This window comes from Micropruina sp. (assembly GCF_047607385.1).
In the GTDB taxonomy this organism is placed as follows: domain Bacteria; phylum Actinomycetota; class Actinomycetes; order Propionibacteriales; family Propionibacteriaceae; genus Micropruina.
In genome coordinates, this window is sequence record NZ_JASGDE010000069.1 from 1 (window position 1) to 13,264 (window position 13,264).

At 70.5% G+C, this 13,264-nt stretch carries 15 protein-coding genes; 11 read left to right on the top strand and 4 right to left on the bottom strand.

Annotated features, from left to right (window positions below; genetic code table 11):
- Nucleotides 1–121 precede the first annotated feature (121 nt).
- Entirely contained in the window at nt 122–955 is an 834-nt protein-coding gene (locus QM582_RS06210; RefSeq protein WP_415082733.1) for an undecaprenyl-diphosphate phosphatase, read from the bottom strand.
- Nucleotides 956–1,063: 108 nt separating this feature from the next.
- Between QM582_RS06210 and mshC the strand changes: the two genes are divergently transcribed.
- Nucleotides 1,064–2,290, top strand: a complete 1,227-nt coding sequence (mshC, locus tag QM582_RS06215) for a cysteine--1-D-myo-inosityl 2-amino-2-deoxy-alpha-D-glucopyranoside ligase (RefSeq protein ID WP_415082714.1) — start codon at nt 1,064–1,066, stop codon at nt 2,288–2,290.
- A 185-nt stretch (nt 2,291–2,475) separates the two neighbouring features.
- On the opposite strand, the gene menC is transcribed toward mshC, so the two are convergent.
- Nucleotides 2,476–3,591, bottom strand: coding sequence for an o-succinylbenzoate synthase (gene menC / locus QM582_RS06220; RefSeq protein WP_415082715.1), 1,116 nt, complete (start codon nt 3,589–3,591; stop codon nt 2,476–2,478).
- 3 nt (nt 3,592–3,594) lie between these two features.
- Entirely contained in the window at nt 3,595–4,419 is an 825-nt protein-coding gene (locus QM582_RS06225; RefSeq protein WP_415082717.1) for a GNAT family N-acetyltransferase, read from the bottom strand.
- A gap of 207 nt (nt 4,420–4,626) precedes the next feature.
- On the opposite strand from QM582_RS06225, the gene QM582_RS06230 reads away from it, so the two are divergent.
- Genes QM582_RS06230 through QM582_RS06240 form a run of 3 tightly spaced genes read left to right on the top strand, consistent with a single transcriptional unit; the run spans nt 4,627 to nt 6,265 of the window.
- A complete protein-coding gene (locus QM582_RS06230) occupies nt 4,627–4,893 on the top strand; it encodes a phosphoribosyl-ATP diphosphatase (RefSeq protein ID WP_415082719.1) in 267 nt (88 codons plus the stop codon).
- A 29-nt stretch (nt 4,894–4,922) separates the two neighbouring features.
- Nucleotides 4,923–5,768, top strand: a complete 846-nt coding sequence (gene hisG, locus QM582_RS06235; protein ID WP_415082735.1) for an ATP phosphoribosyltransferase — start codon at nt 4,923–4,925, stop codon at nt 5,766–5,768.
- On the top strand, nt 5,765–6,265 hold the full coding sequence (locus QM582_RS06240) for a PH domain-containing protein (protein ID WP_415082720.1): 501 nt from the start codon (nt 5,765–5,767) through the stop codon (nt 6,263–6,265). The genes hisG and QM582_RS06240 overlap by 4 nt, the downstream gene beginning before the upstream one ends.
- Before the next feature lie 89 nt (nt 6,266–6,354).
- Here the strand turns inward: QM582_RS06240 and QM582_RS06245 are convergent, their stop codons facing one another.
- Nucleotides 6,355–6,777, bottom strand: coding sequence for a hypothetical protein (locus tag QM582_RS06245; RefSeq protein WP_415082721.1), 423 nt, complete (start codon nt 6,775–6,777; stop codon nt 6,355–6,357).
- A 352-nt stretch (nt 6,778–7,129) separates the two neighbouring features.
- On the opposite strand from QM582_RS06245, the gene QM582_RS06250 reads away from it, so the two are divergent.
- The 7 genes from QM582_RS06250 to pheT all read left to right on the top strand — a co-directional run.
- Nucleotides 7,130–7,630, top strand: coding sequence for an SseB family protein (locus tag QM582_RS06250; RefSeq protein WP_415082723.1), 501 nt, complete (start codon nt 7,130–7,132; stop codon nt 7,628–7,630).
- 275 nt (nt 7,631–7,905) lie between these two features.
- Entirely contained in the window at nt 7,906–8,577 is a 672-nt protein-coding gene (infC, locus tag QM582_RS06255; RefSeq protein ID WP_415082737.1) for a translation initiation factor IF-3, read from the top strand.
- 28 nt (nt 8,578–8,605) lie between these two features.
- Nucleotides 8,606–8,812 (top strand): 50S ribosomal protein L35, encoded by a 207-nt coding sequence (rpmI, locus tag QM582_RS06260; protein WP_415082724.1) that lies wholly within the window; start codon nt 8,606–8,608, stop codon nt 8,810–8,812.
- A 73-nt stretch (nt 8,813–8,885) separates the two neighbouring features.
- Nucleotides 8,886–9,251 (top strand): 50S ribosomal protein L20, encoded by a 366-nt coding sequence (rplT, locus tag QM582_RS06265; protein ID WP_415082726.1) that lies wholly within the window; start codon nt 8,886–8,888, stop codon nt 9,249–9,251.
- Between the two features lie 99 nt (nt 9,252–9,350).
- Nucleotides 9,351–10,172 carry a TrmH family RNA methyltransferase gene (locus tag QM582_RS06270; protein ID WP_415082728.1) on the top strand — a complete coding sequence of 274 codons (822 nt, stop codon included), beginning with the start codon at nt 9,351–9,353 and terminating at the stop codon, nt 10,170–10,172.
- 68 nt (nt 10,173–10,240) lie between these two features.
- On the top strand, nt 10,241–11,344 hold the full coding sequence (gene pheS, locus QM582_RS06275; RefSeq protein ID WP_415082730.1) for a phenylalanine--tRNA ligase subunit alpha: 1,104 nt from the start codon (nt 10,241–10,243) through the stop codon (nt 11,342–11,344).
- 8 nt (nt 11,345–11,352) lie between these two features.
- Nucleotides 11,353–13,264 (top strand): phenylalanine--tRNA ligase subunit beta (gene pheT / locus QM582_RS06280; protein WP_415082731.1); only part of this gene is annotated, 1,912 nt, incomplete at its 3' end.

Here is a 13,264-nt window from a genome sequence, read left to right on the forward strand (position 1 = left end):
CTCGCCTAACTATTTGGGGCTCGCCGAACTCGGCGAGCCCCAAATAGTTAGGCGAGCGCTGGATGCGGGCGACGGGACCGGGGTGAGCGAGTGCTCGGTGCCGGGCCGGTCCCCGTCCGGATCAGGTGGCGCTGATCACCTGGGCGGCCAGCAGCGCGATGATCACGATGGCGAGCAGGATGCGGTAGACGATGAACCAGGTGAAGTTGTTGGACGAGACGTAACGCAGCAGCCATGCGATCGACGCGTAGGCAACCACCCCGGACACCGCGGTGCCGATCAGCGTAGATCCCCAGCCGACCCCGTCCGCGATGTGCGTGGCCTCCTTGGCCGCCTGGTACAGGCCGGACGCGACCAGCGTCGGGATGCCGAGGAAGAAGCTCATCCGGGTGGCCGCCACTCGGTCCAGGCCGAGCATCAGGCCACCGGTGATGGTGGCCCCGGAGCGCGAGACACCGGGCACCAGGGCCAGCGACTGCAGGGTGCCGAGGATGATGCCGTCCCGGACGGTGATGCTGTCCTCACCGCGGGTCTGCTTGCCCAGCCGGTCACCGAGGAACATCACCGCCGACCAGACGATCAGGCCGGTCACCACGGCCCACATGCTGCGCAGCGGGCCGGTGATCAACGGCTCTGCGACAAGGGCGATCGCCGCGGTCGGGATGAAGCCGGCGATGATCGCCCAGGCCATCCGGTAGTCGGTGTCGCGCTTGCCGGCGTCCCGCAGCCCGGCGAACCAGGCGCCGGCGAACCGGACGATGTCGGACCAGAAGTAGACGATCGACGCGATCATCGCGCCCACCTGGATGATGGCGGTGTACGCGGTCACGCTGGCGTCGTCGATCGGCAACCCCATCAGTTTCTCGGAGACGGTCAAGTGACCGGTCGAGGAGATGGGCAGGAACTCGGTGATGCCTTCGATGATGCCGAGCACGATCGATTGCCACCAGTTGATCATGGATTTCCTTCCGGGGAATGGGCCGCCGGACAGCTTAGCCCGACCCGCGCGGCGTCCCGATACGCTGGCGTCGGCGTGAGGATCGCGTCAACGAGGAGGAATTCCGTGAGAGCCTGGACGGCGCCGCACGTACCCACCCTGCAGACCGCGGGCGGGAGGCTGCGGATTCACGACACGGCGCTCGACGACCTGGTCGAGGTCGAGCCGGACAACAACGAGGCGCGGGTCTACGTCTGTGGCATCACCCCCTACGACGCCACCCACCTGGGTCACGCCAACACCTACGTGGCCTACGACCTGATGTATCGGACGCTGCTCGACTGCGGGCACCGCGTCCTCTACACCCAGAACGTCACCGACGTGGACGACCCGCTGCTGGAGCGCGCGGCGCAGACCGGGGTGAACTGGGAGGACCTGGCCGAGGATCAGGTGGTTCTCTTCCGCGAGGACATGACCGCGTTGCGGGTGCTGCCGCCGCAGCACTACGTGGGCGCGGTGGAGGCGATCCCGTCGGTGATCGACCTGATCGAATCGCTGAAGTTGACCGGCGCGGTCTACCAGGTCGAGGATGACGACTACCCGGACTGGTACTTCGAGGTGCGCCGGGCTCCCGGTTTCGGACGCCTGTCGAAGCTGAGCGACTCCGAAGCCCTGGCGTTGTTCGCCGAACGCGGCGGCGATCCGGAGCGGGCCGGCAAGCGCGATCCGCTGGACTGCCTGGTGTGGCGGATGGAGCGGCCGGGGGAGCCGGCCTGGGATTCTCGGCTGGGTCGCGGACGTCCCGGCTGGCACATCGAGTGCACCGCGATCGCCCTGCAGCACCTGGGCGCCGATTTCGACGTCCAGGGCGGTGGTTCCGATCTGGTCTTCCCGCATCACGAGATGTGCGCGGCCGAGGGTGCGCTGGCCACCCGGCAGCCGTTCGCGAAGGCGTACGTGCACTCCGGCATGGTCGGCCTGCACGGCGAGAAGATGAGCAAATCGCGGGGCAACCTGGTGCTGGTCAGCCGGCTGCGGGCGTCCGGAGCCGACCCGATGGCGATCCGCCTGGGGCTGCTGGCGCACCACTACCGCACCGACTGGGAGTGGACGGCCGACTCGCTCCGCGAGGCACAGCACCGGCTGCAGCAATGGCGGGACGCCGTCGCCCGCCCGTCCGCCCCGTCCGCCGGGGCCTTGATTGACGAGTTGCGTGCTGCACTGCGCGCCGACCTGGACGCCCCGGCCGCCCTGGCCGCGATGGACGCCTGGGCCGCGCAGTCCGGTGACGATCCGGACGCCGGCGCCGCCGTGACCGAAGCGATCGATGCCCTGTTGGGCGTCCGCCTGTAGCGACGGTCTGGATCACCGGGGACGGTTCTCAACGGTCGGGGACGGTTCTGGACGGTTGATTTTCGACGGTCTGGGGACGGTTCTCAACCGATGGGGACGGTTCTCAACCGTTGAGAACCGTCCCCGGTCGTTGAGAATCGCACCTGCAGAACCGTCCCCGACCGTTGAGAACCGTCCCCGGTGGTTCAGATGGTGAAGGTGGTCGACTCCACGGTGAACTCCTCGACGGCGTCGCGGTCGACCTCGACACCGTTGCCGGGGCCGGACGGAGCGGTCAGGCAGCCCTCGGCGTCCAGTTCGAAGGCGGGGCCGATGTCGGCGGCGTAGTAGCGGCTGGTGGCCGAGATGTCGCCGGGCAGGGTGAACCCGGGCAGCGCGGCCAGGGCCAGGTTGGCGGCGCGTCCGACCGCGGTCTCCAGGGTGCCGCCGCAGAACACCGGGACGCCGTTGGCCAGGCAGACGTCGTGGATCTGCCGCGAGGTCAGATAGCCGCCGACCCGGCTCGGCTTGATGTTGATCACGTCGGCCGCACCCAGCCGGATCGCGGTCATCGCGTCGTCCAGCGACAGCACCGACTCGTCCAGGCAGACCGGGGTGCCGCGTCGAGCCGCCAGCTTGGCGTGCCCGAGCAGCTCGTGCCGGGCGAACGGCTGCTCGATCAGCACCAGCCCGAACTCGTCCAGCCGGCTGAGCAGCGGGATGTCCGCCGGCGTGTAGGCCTGGTTGGCGTCCACCTGCAGCGGCAGCTCGTCGCCGAACGCCTGCCGCACCGCGCGCACCGGCTCCAGGTCCCAGCCCGGCTGGATCTTCAGCTTGACCCGCCGGTAGCCGTCCTGCAGATACCCGCCCACCCAGGACAGCAGGGTGTCCACGTCGCCGGGGATGCCGACCGACACCCCCACCCGGATCGGACGCCGCAGCGAGCCCAGGAAGTCGGCCATCGGCATCCCGTGCCGGCGCAGCTCGGCGTCCAGCACCGCGGTCTCCAGCAGGCCCCGGGCCAGCGGATTGCCGGGCACCTCGGCGAACGCGGCGCGCAGTGCCGCCGAGGTCAGCGGTTCGGCGGACGCCTCGGCCAGCAGCGGCAGCAGCACCCGCTCGATGGTCAGCCGGACGCCGTCGATGTACTCGGGGAAGTAGGTGGGCTCCGGGTCGGCGGCCGACTCGGCCCAGCCGGTCACCCCGTCGGCGCCGGTCCAGGACGCCACCAGCACGTCACGGACGGTCTCCTCGCCCTTGCTGGTGCGGAACGGACGCACCAGCGGCATCGCCAACCGGTGCAGTTCGAGGGTGGCGGACATGGATCAGGCCTCCTTGACGACGACGTAGTGACCGTCGGCGTCGATGCCGACCGGCCGGTAACCCTGCGCGAACAACGTAGTGAACGCCTCGCGAGCGGCCAGCCGCCAGTGCCGGCCCAGGTCGGCGTCGGCGCGGCGCAGCGCCTCGATGTCGAGTGGAACCCAGACCCGCAGCACCGGTCCGGACGCCTCGTCCAGCCGCAGCGCCGGGGCGGGCGGCGCGGCGTCCGGCCCGCTGAGACCCTGGCCGCCGGGACCGAGCACCACGGCCGCCTCGGACGCCCCGGGCGGCAGCGGGCGTCCGGACGGGGGCTCGGTGAGCGTCCAGTCCACGACGAAGCGGTCGGGCAGGTCCCCGGCGTTCACCGCGTCGGCCATCGGCGGGTAGTAGTCGGCGACGAAATCGGTGACCCGTCCGCCCAGCCGGTTCAGGTTGAAGTGCCCGTTGCGTCGGATCAGCGGATCGTAGGTCCAGGTCAGCACGGTCGCGCCGCGTTCCAGCGCCCAATCCCGCTGGGCCAGCTTGAGCTGCCGGCCGAGCCCGCGTCCGGCGAAGCGCGCGGAGACCCCGGCGATGTAGGAATAGACCCGTTCCGAGCGCGGCGCACCGGCCAGGCCGATGGTGACCCCGACGAGTTCACCGGCCTCGTTCCAGGCGCCGAGGACACAGCCGCCGGCGTGATCGAGCGCGGTCATCAGGTCCGCGGGCACCGGCGACTCCGCCGTCGGCACGCCCCAGATCTCGGCCAGCAGCGCTGCCGCCGCGAGGCGTCCGGTGTGATCGCGCACGGTCCCGATCCGGGCGGCAGGCATCGGCCTCGATTCCATGCTGCACAGCATGCCCGACGAATCACCGCACGGCTCGCACCGGCTGCCCGGCCGGACGGACGCCTCCACGTGACGGCCACCGTTGCCGCAGGGGCCGTCGCGTTCCTGTCAGGACGGGGCGCACGGCAACGGAGGGCAACACGGTCGGTCGGGATGCGGCCCGCGAACCGGACCGGACTTCCGTCACAGGGCCTAGACTGCCTGCCCGTGAGTAAGACCTTCGAAGACCTGTTCGCCGAACTGCAGCGCCGTGCCGAGGAGCGCCCCGAGGGCTCCGGCACCGTCCGGGCACTGGATGCCGGCGTCCACGCCATCGGCAAGAAGATCGTCGAGGAGGCGGCCGAGGTGTGGATGGCCGCCGAGTTCCAGTCCCGCGACGACGCCGCCCTGGAGATCAGCCAGCTGATCTATCACGTGCAGGTGATGATGATCGCCCTGGGGCTGGACCTGGACGAGGTGTACGCGCACCTGTGAGTAGAGTCATCACAGTGTCCGAGCGTCCCCTGTTGAAGATCGCCGTCCCCAATAAGGGCTCCCTGTCCGAGGCGTCCACCGAGATGCTTCGTGAGGCCGGTTACCGGCAGCGCCACGACTCCAAGGATCTGGTGTTGCTCGACGCCGACAACGGGGTCGAGTTCTATTACCTGCGGCCCCGCGACATCGCGGTCTACGTCGGCGAGGGCACTCTCGATCTGGGCATCACCGGCCGCGACATGCTGATCGACTCGGCGGCGCAGGCCGAAGAGGTGCTGCCGCTGGGCTTCGGCGGCACCCGGTTCCGGTTCGCGGCGCCCGGCGGCGCCGGTTGGACCACCGCCGACCTGCAGGGCAAGCGGATCGCCACCTCGTACTCCGGACTGGTCGGCGGCTGGCTGGCCGGCCAGGGCATCGACGCGCGGCTGATCCGGCTGGACGGTGCGGTCGAGTCGTCGGTCCGGCTCGGGGTGGCGGACGCCATCGCCGACGTCGTGGAGACCGGCAGCACGCTGAAGCGGGCCGGGCTGGAGTTGTTCGGCGACGCGATCCTGACCTCGGAGGCGATCCTGATCCAGCGTTCCGGGGCTCCGGCGCCGGACGGCATGGACCGGCTGGTCCGCCGGCTGACCGGGGTGATCACCGCCCGCACCTACTACATGGTCGACTACAACGTCCCCGAAACGGCACTGGACGCCGCCTGCGACGTCACTCCCGGGTTGGATGCGCCGACGGTGTCCCCGCTTGCCAAGCCGGGCTGGGTGGCGGTGCGGGCGATGATCCCGCGAGCCGAGGCGCCGCAGATCATGGACCGGCTCTGGGACGTCGGCGCGGACGCCATCCTGGTCACCGACATCGTCGCCTGCCGGCTATGAGCGCCCCGGTCAGCTACCGGCCGGTCGCCGCGCTGCGGATGGGCATCTCGCTGTCGGCGTCGCTGGTGCTGGCCTCCGGGCTGGGTTGGGTGATGACGCCGGTGCACATCCGGAACCTGTTCACCCCGATCCAGATCCTCACCCTGCTGCTGTTCCTGGCGATCATGGTGGGCATGGCGTTGGCCCTGGGACTGAGCTACGTGCGGGCCGACGATCAGGGGCTGACCCTCCGCAACGGCGTCCGGACCCATGTGGTGCCGTGGTCGGAGATCAAGGCGTTCCGCTATCGGGACGGTGATCCGTGGGCGTTCGTGGTGGTTCGCGGCGTGATCGAGCAGCGTCCGCTGATGGGCATCCAGCGCAGCGACCGGGACCTGGCCGAGGCGCACGTCGCCGATCTGCGGGCCCGGCTGGCCGAGGCCTACGGCGTGGATCGTGCGGAGATCGCCGACGAGGGCGGGGATTCAGCCACGCCGGGCGAAGAGACCGACTCCTGAGGGCTGCTGGCCGCGTCGAAACGTGAGCAAGGAATCCGGATCGGGCCGGTCCTGCTCCGGCCCGATCCGGATCTCTTCGTCGACGCCGATCAGGGATTCGGACGGTTCTCCGGCAGGATCAGGGTCTGCTCGGCCTCGCTGCGGGGCGCTGCCGGCCGGTACATCGGCGGCGCGGCGGCCGACGGGATCTCGTCCTTGGGCTTGCGGCGACGCGGCCGGTGCGGCACCAGCCGGGAGATCAGCAGCAGCACCGCGGCCAGTCCCAGCACGCTGAGCCCGATCAGCACCGGCAGCGTGTAGACCAGCCCCTGCCACCACAGGGCCAGGGTGTTCCAACCGTCGATGGCGGCCTGGGACAGGCCGACCAGCCAGATCCCGATCGGCACCAGCGCGATGCCCAGCCAGGCCAGCACCGCCTTCCACGGTGCCCGCGACCACAGCACGGCCACCAACACCAGGCCGAGCACGGTCCAGCCGATCACCACGACCATCACCCACAGGGAGATATCCATGCGAGCAGCGTGCCAGCATCGCCCCTCCGCTGCCAGTGGTCATCCGCCGCACACGATGCCCGTGGGCCAACGGGGACGGTTCTCAACGGTTGGGGACGGTTCTCGACGGTTGACTTTCGACGGTTGGGGACGGTTCTCAACCGTTGGGGACGGTTCTCGACGGTTGATTTTCGTCGATCGGGGACGGTTCTAGCCGGGTAGATCTGTCCCCTCCGGGCGATTTTCGACGCTCGAGAACCGTCCCCGACCGGCGAGAACCGTCCCCGACCGGCGAGAACCGTCCCCGACCGGCGAGAACCGTCCCCGGGCGACGGTGGTCATCCGGCGGGCCCGGGTGTGGTTGGCTGGGGGAGTGAGAACTCTGGGACAGGTCAACGCGGCATGGGCCGGCGACCGGGGTGAGCCGGACGCCGATGTCCGGGCGGCGCTGGCGACGGCGTCCGGCAGCGCGGATCCGGAGGCCTACCTGGCGGCGGTGGCGGCATTGTGCGGCGCCCGGCTGCTGTTGCCGATCGTGGCTGACGGCGACGAGTCCGGCGACGGCCCCGACCCGGACCGGCACGCCGAGATGTCGGCGGTGATGATGACGTCGGCCTCGGGCGCCAGCGGGGTCCTCGCCTTCACCGGGACGGACGCCCTGCGGGCCTTCGATCCGATGGCGCGTCCGGTGCTCTGCACCCTGGACGAGGTGGCCGCCGCGGCCGTGGAGGCGGGCGCGGACGCCGTCGTGGTGGACGTCGCCGGCCCCCATCTGCTGACCATCGAGGGCGAGCTGATCCAGCCGCTGGCCACCGGGAACCGGCTGATGAGGCTCTCCGACGGCTGGGGTTGGCTGAGCGTCGCCGGTTCGTAACCCGGACGCGGCGGCGGCGCGGCATCCGCCGATTCGGCATCGCGGCGTGGCACAAGCTAGAATGACACCCGTCGACCGGCCGTTCCGGCTGGTTCTCCGAAGTGGGGTGCCCGCACTCCCACCCGCCCGGCCCCTGGTCGGCGGGTCAGCGACAGGCCGACTGCAGCCGCAGTCGGCCGGTTTTCCCGTGGGCCTCCGCATCGGCGGGGGCCTTTGTCGTTCCGGTCGGCACCGTCCCGCTGCAACACACTGGAGGAAACATCAGCGAACCACGGATCAACGAGCGCATCCACGCCAACGAGGTGCGCTTGGTCGGGCCTGCCGGTGAACAGGTCGGCATCGTCCGCCTCGAGGACGCCCTGCGGCTCGCCCGGGAGGCCGATCTCGACCTGGTCGAGGTGGCCCCGATGGCCCGCCCGCCGGTTGCCAAGCTCATGGACTACGGCAAGTTCAAGTACGAGGCCGCTCAGAAGGCCCGTGAGAGCCGGCGCAACCAGACCAACACGGTCATCAAGGAAATGAAGCTGCGCCCCAAGATCGACAGCCACGACTACGAGACCAAGAAGGGTCACGTGGTGCGGTTCCTGAAGGCCGGCGACAAGGTCAAGATCACCATCATGTTCCGCGGCCGCGAGCAGAGCCGTCCGGAACTGGGCTTCAACCTGCTGCGGAAGCTCGCCGACGACGTGTCCGAGGACGGCTTCGTCGAGTCGGCGCCCAAGCAGGACGGCCGCAACATGCTCATGGTGCTGTCGCCGACGAAGAAGAAGTCCGAAGCCCGGGTGGACGCCGAGGCCAAGAAGCAGGCCCGGATGGCGCAGCGCGCCGCCGACGCCGAGGCCGAGCGCACCGCCGAGGCCGAGCATCGGGCCGCTCACCAGACCAGCACCAGCACCAAGAAGCGCCGGGGTCCGGCCGACAACATGGACCCCGACATCGACCTGTGAGATCCACGACAAGAAAGCGAGCGGCAGCATGCCGAAGATGAAGACGCACTCGGGCGCCAAGAAGCGGTTCAAGCTCACCGGCACCGGCAAGGTGATGCACCGCAAGGCGGGCAAGATGCACCTCAACGAGCACAAGCCCACCACCCGCACCCGGCGGCTGGACGGCGATGCCGTCGTCGCCAAGGGCGACGCCAAGAAGGCCCGCAAACTGCTCGGCTCCTACAAGGCCCGCTGACCCACACCACCACCCGCGCCCATCGCGCGCGGTCCGGCGAACCGGACCGATCGACACAAGGAGTTAACCCACCATGGCACGCGTCAAGCGTTCGGTGAATGCCCAGAAGAAGCGCCGCGAAGTCCTCGAGCAGGCCTCCGGCTACCGTGGGCAGCGGTCCCGGCTGTACCGCAAGGCCAAGGAGCAGCTGCTCCACAGCATGACTTACAACTACGCGCACCGGAAGGACCGCAAGGGCGACTTCCGCTCGCTGTGGATCCAGCGGATCAACGCCGCGGCGCGCAACGAGGGCATGACCTACAACCGGTTCATCAGCGGCCTGAAGGCCGCCGGCGTCGAGGTCGACCGCAAGATGCTCGCTGAGCTCGCGGTGAACGACGCCCCCGCTTTCGGCAAGCTCGTCGAGCTGGCCAAGGCCAACGCAGGCGCCAACGCCTGACCCAAGGGACCCAACCCGCCCCGGCCCAGCGCGATATCGCACACTCCCGCGGTGTCGCGCTGAGCCGTCTCTCCTAGTCATCCCGAAAGGCGATCGCCGATGATCCCCGAGCGTCTGGAACTGCCCGAACCGTCCCAGGCGGTGCTGCGCGCCGCCCGGGCACTGCTGCGCCGCAAGGAGCGCAAGGCGACGGGGAAGTTCCTGGTCGAGGGGCCGCAGGCGGTGCGCGAGGCGCTCAAGCAGCCGGACGTCGTCGAGGCGGTCTTCTTCCGCTGGGCCGCCGTCCACGATCACATCGATCTGCTGGCCGCCGCTCGGGAGGCCGGGGTCACCCATTACGCGGTGAGCGAGCAGAACATCGCCACCGTCTCCGACACGGTCACCCCGCAGGGGGTCGTCGCGGTCTGCCGCAAGATGGACGTCGACCTGGCCGAGGCGGTGACGCCGGAGGTCCGGCTGGTGGTGATCTGCGCGCAGATCCGCGATCCCGGCAACGCCGGCACGGTGATCCGGTGCGCGGACGCCTTCGGTGCCGACGCCGTCATCCTGTCCTCGGACTCGGTCGAGGTCTACAACCCCAAGACGGTCCGGGCCAGCGTGGGCAGCGTGTTCCACCTGCCGCTGGTGGTCGGGGTCGACCTGGCCGAGGCGATCGACGCCTGCCGGGCCGCCGGGCTGCAGGTGTTCGCCACCGACGGTGAGTCGAGCACCGAGCTCACCGACCTGGCCGGCCGGCTCGCCGAGCCCACCGCCTGGGTGATGGGCAACGAGTCCTGGGGGCTTCCGGTGGAGCATCTGGAACTCGCCGACACCACCGTCGCGGTGCCGATCTACGGTCAGGCCGAGAGCCTGAACCTGGCCACCGCGGCGGCGGTCTGCCTGTACGCGTCCGCAAGCGCGCAGCGCACCAGCATCGGCTAGGGCCACCGGCCCTCGATCATCCGGTGCGCACCCGCGCACCGGCCCACCACAACGGAGAACAGACACGCATGTCAGTCCCGAACCAACCCGATCCGGCTGACGCGCTGCGTCCGGACGCCATCGAGAAGCTGGTCGCCGACGCGCTGGCGGCGATCGCCGCCGCCGACTCGACCGCGGCGCTGAAGGAAGCCCGGCTGGCGCACGCCGGCGACCGGTCCCCGCTGGCGCTGGCCAACCGGGCGATCGGCTCGATCCCGCCCGCCGAGCGCAAGCAGGCCGGTCAGCTGCTCGGTGCCGCCCGCGGCAGGGTGCAGCAGGCGCTGGCCGCCCGCACCGCCGAAGTGGAGGCCGCCGAGCTGACCCGGGTGCTGGCCCAGGAGGCCGTCGACGTGACGCTGCCGGTCGACCTGCATCCGACCGGCGCGATCCACCCGATCACCGGGATGATCGACCTGGTCAGCGACGTGTTCGTCGGGATGGGCTGGGAGATCGCCGAGGGCCCCGAGCTGGAATCGGAGTGGCTGAACTTCGACGCGTTGAACATCGGCCCGGACCATCCCAGCCGCGGCGAGACCGACACGCTGTTCGTCGAGCCGGTCAGCAATCACCTGGTGATGCGCACCCACACCTCCCCGGTGCAGATCCGCTCGCTGCTGGAACGTGAGCTGCCGGTCTACGTGGTCTGCCCGGGCAAGGTGTATCGGGCCGACGAGTACGACGCCACCCACCTGCCGGTGTTCCACCAGATCGAAGGACTGGCCGTCGACAAGGGCATTTCGATGGCGCACCTGCGCGGCACCCTGGACCATTTCGCCCAGGCCATCTTCGGCGCCGGCATCCGCACCCGGATGCGTCCGCACTACTTCCCGTTCACCGAGCCCAGCGCCGAGGTCGACCTGCAGTGCTTCGTCTGCCGGGGCGAGTCGATCGGCAACCCGGACCGGCCCTGCCGCACCTGCAAGTCGGAGGGCTGGATCGAGTGGGGCGGCTGTGGCGTGGTGAACCCGCGGGTGCTGCGCGCCTGCGGCGTCGACCCGGACGTGTACAGCGGTTTCGCCTTCGGGATGGGCATCGACCGCACCCTGATGTTCCGCAACAACGCCTCCGACCTGCGTGACCTGGTCGAGGGCGACGTCCGGTTCAGCCGCATGTTGAAGGGGGTTGCTCGATGAGGGCGCCGATGAGTTGGCTGCGCGACTGGGTCGCGCTGCCCGAGCAGATCTCCGGACGCGAACTGGGCGAGGTGCTGACCCGGGCCGGCCTCGAGGTGGAGACCGTCGAGCAGATCGGCGCCGGCGTCGGCCCGCTGGTGGTCGGACGCGTCGTCGACTTCGTCGACCAGCCCCAGAAGAACGGCAAGGTGATCCGCTGGTGTCACCTGGACGTCGGCGCCGCGCAGGCCCCCGACAAGCCGCCGGCTCCGGTCGAGGGGCGTCCGGTGCCGGACGGGGTGCGCGGCATCATCTGCGGCGCGCACAACTTCGCCGTCGGCGACCTGGTCGTGGTCGGCCTGCCCGGCACCGTGCTGGCCGGCGGCTTCACCCTGACCTCGCGCAAGACCTACGGCCACCTCTCCGACGGCATGCTGTGTGCTTTTGAAGAAGTGGGCGCCGAGGACCCGCTGGGCGCCGGCTCGAACGGTATCGGCATCATCGTGCTGCCGGCGAGCGCCGGGCTGGCGCCGGGCGACGACCCGTCGGCGTACCTGGGGCTGGGCGACGAGGTGCTCGACATCAACGTCTCGCCCGACATGGCCTACTGCATGTCGATCCGCGGCCTGGCCCGCGAGGCCGCCCAGGCGCTCGGGGTGCCGTTCACCGACGTGGTCGACCGAGCCGTGCCGACTCCGGTGGCGGACGGCTACCCGGTCGTCCTGGACGATGACGCCTGCTCGCTGTTCGTCGCGCTCACCGTCACCGGGGTGGACGAGACCGCGCCGTCCCCGCGCTGGATGCAGCAGCGGTTGACCATGGCCGGGATGCGGCCCATCTCGCTGCCGGTGGACATCACCAACTACGTGATGCTCGAGGTCGGCCAGCCGCTGCACGCCTACGACGCCTCGAAGCTGTCCGGGCCGATCCGGGTGCGCCGGGCGTCCGCCGGGGAGCGCATCGTCACCCTGGACGACGTGCAACGCACCTTGTCCGCCGAGGATCTGCTGATCACCGACGATTCCGGTCCGATCGGCATCGCCGGGGTGATGGGCGGCGCCACCACCGAATGCGACGCCGCCACCACCGACATCGTGATCGAGGCCGCCGCCTTCGACCCGTCCACCATCTCCCGGTCGATGCGCCGGCACGGGCTGCCGTCGGAGGCGTCCAAACGGTTCGAGCGGGGCACCGACCCGGCCGCGACCTACGCGGCGGCGCACCTGGTGGCGCGTCATCTGGTCGAGTTGGGCGGCGGTGTGCTGTCCAGCGCCGAGACGGTCGCCGGCGGCGTCCCGACCATGCCCGAACAGCGGGTCCGGGTCGAGCTGCCGTCGCAGATCCTGGGCGTCGAGGTGCCCGCCGAACGGGTCGCCGCGATCCTCCGGGCCAGCGGTGTGGCCGTGGACGACCTGGGCGAGGGCGTGCTCGCGGTGCAGCCGCCGACCTGGCGCCGCGACCTGCGCGACCCCTACGACTACGTCGAGGAGGTGGGCCGGAAGGTCGGCTTCGACGCCATCCCGTCGGTGCTGCCGTCGCCGGCGGCCGGTCGTGGGCTGACCACCGGCCAGATCACCCGCCGGGCGATCACCCGGGCGCTGGCCGACAACGGCTTCACCGAGTTGCTCACCCTGCCGTTCGCTTCGACCGACGATCTGGACCGGCTCGGCGTCCCGGCCGAGGACGCCCGCCGTGCCCTGGTCCGGCTGGCGAACCCGCTGGCCGAGACCAGCCCGTACCTGCGGACGATGCTGCTGCCTGGGCTGTTCGCCGCCGCGCAGCGCAACACCTCCCGCGGCAACGACGACCTGGCGCTGTTCGAGGCCGGCTCGGTGTTCCGCGCCGGGGACGGTTCCGCCGCCCCGGTGCCCGGCGTCGAGGGGCGTCCGAGCGAGGCGGAGCTGGCCGCGATCGAGGCGGCGCTGCCGGCACAGCCGCGGC

Excerpts from the sequence above, each read along its gene's own strand:
- menC (WP_415082715.1), bottom strand. The coding sequence starts at position 3,591 with ATGTCCGCCACCCTCGAACTGCACCGGTTGGCGATGCCGCTGGTGCGT.
- QM582_RS06225 (WP_415082717.1), bottom strand. The coding sequence starts at position 4,419 with ATGGAATCGAGGCCGATGCCTGCCGCCCGGATCGGGACCGTGCGCGAT.
- QM582_RS06240 (WP_415082720.1), top strand. The coding sequence starts at position 5,765 with ATGAGCGCCCCGGTCAGCTACCGGCCGGTCGCCGCGCTGCGGATGGGC.
- QM582_RS06245 (WP_415082721.1), bottom strand. The coding sequence starts at position 6,777 with ATGGATATCTCCCTGTGGGTGATGGTCGTGGTGATCGGCTGGACCGTG.
- rpmI (WP_415082724.1), top strand. The coding sequence starts at position 8,606 with ATGCCGAAGATGAAGACGCACTCGGGCGCCAAGAAGCGGTTCAAGCTC.
- rplT (WP_415082726.1), top strand. The coding sequence starts at position 8,886 with ATGGCACGCGTCAAGCGTTCGGTGAATGCCCAGAAGAAGCGCCGCGAA.
- QM582_RS06270 (WP_415082728.1), top strand. The coding sequence starts at position 9,351 with ATGATCCCCGAGCGTCTGGAACTGCCCGAACCGTCCCAGGCGGTGCTG.
- pheS (WP_415082730.1), top strand. The coding sequence starts at position 10,241 with ATGTCAGTCCCGAACCAACCCGATCCGGCTGACGCGCTGCGTCCGGAC.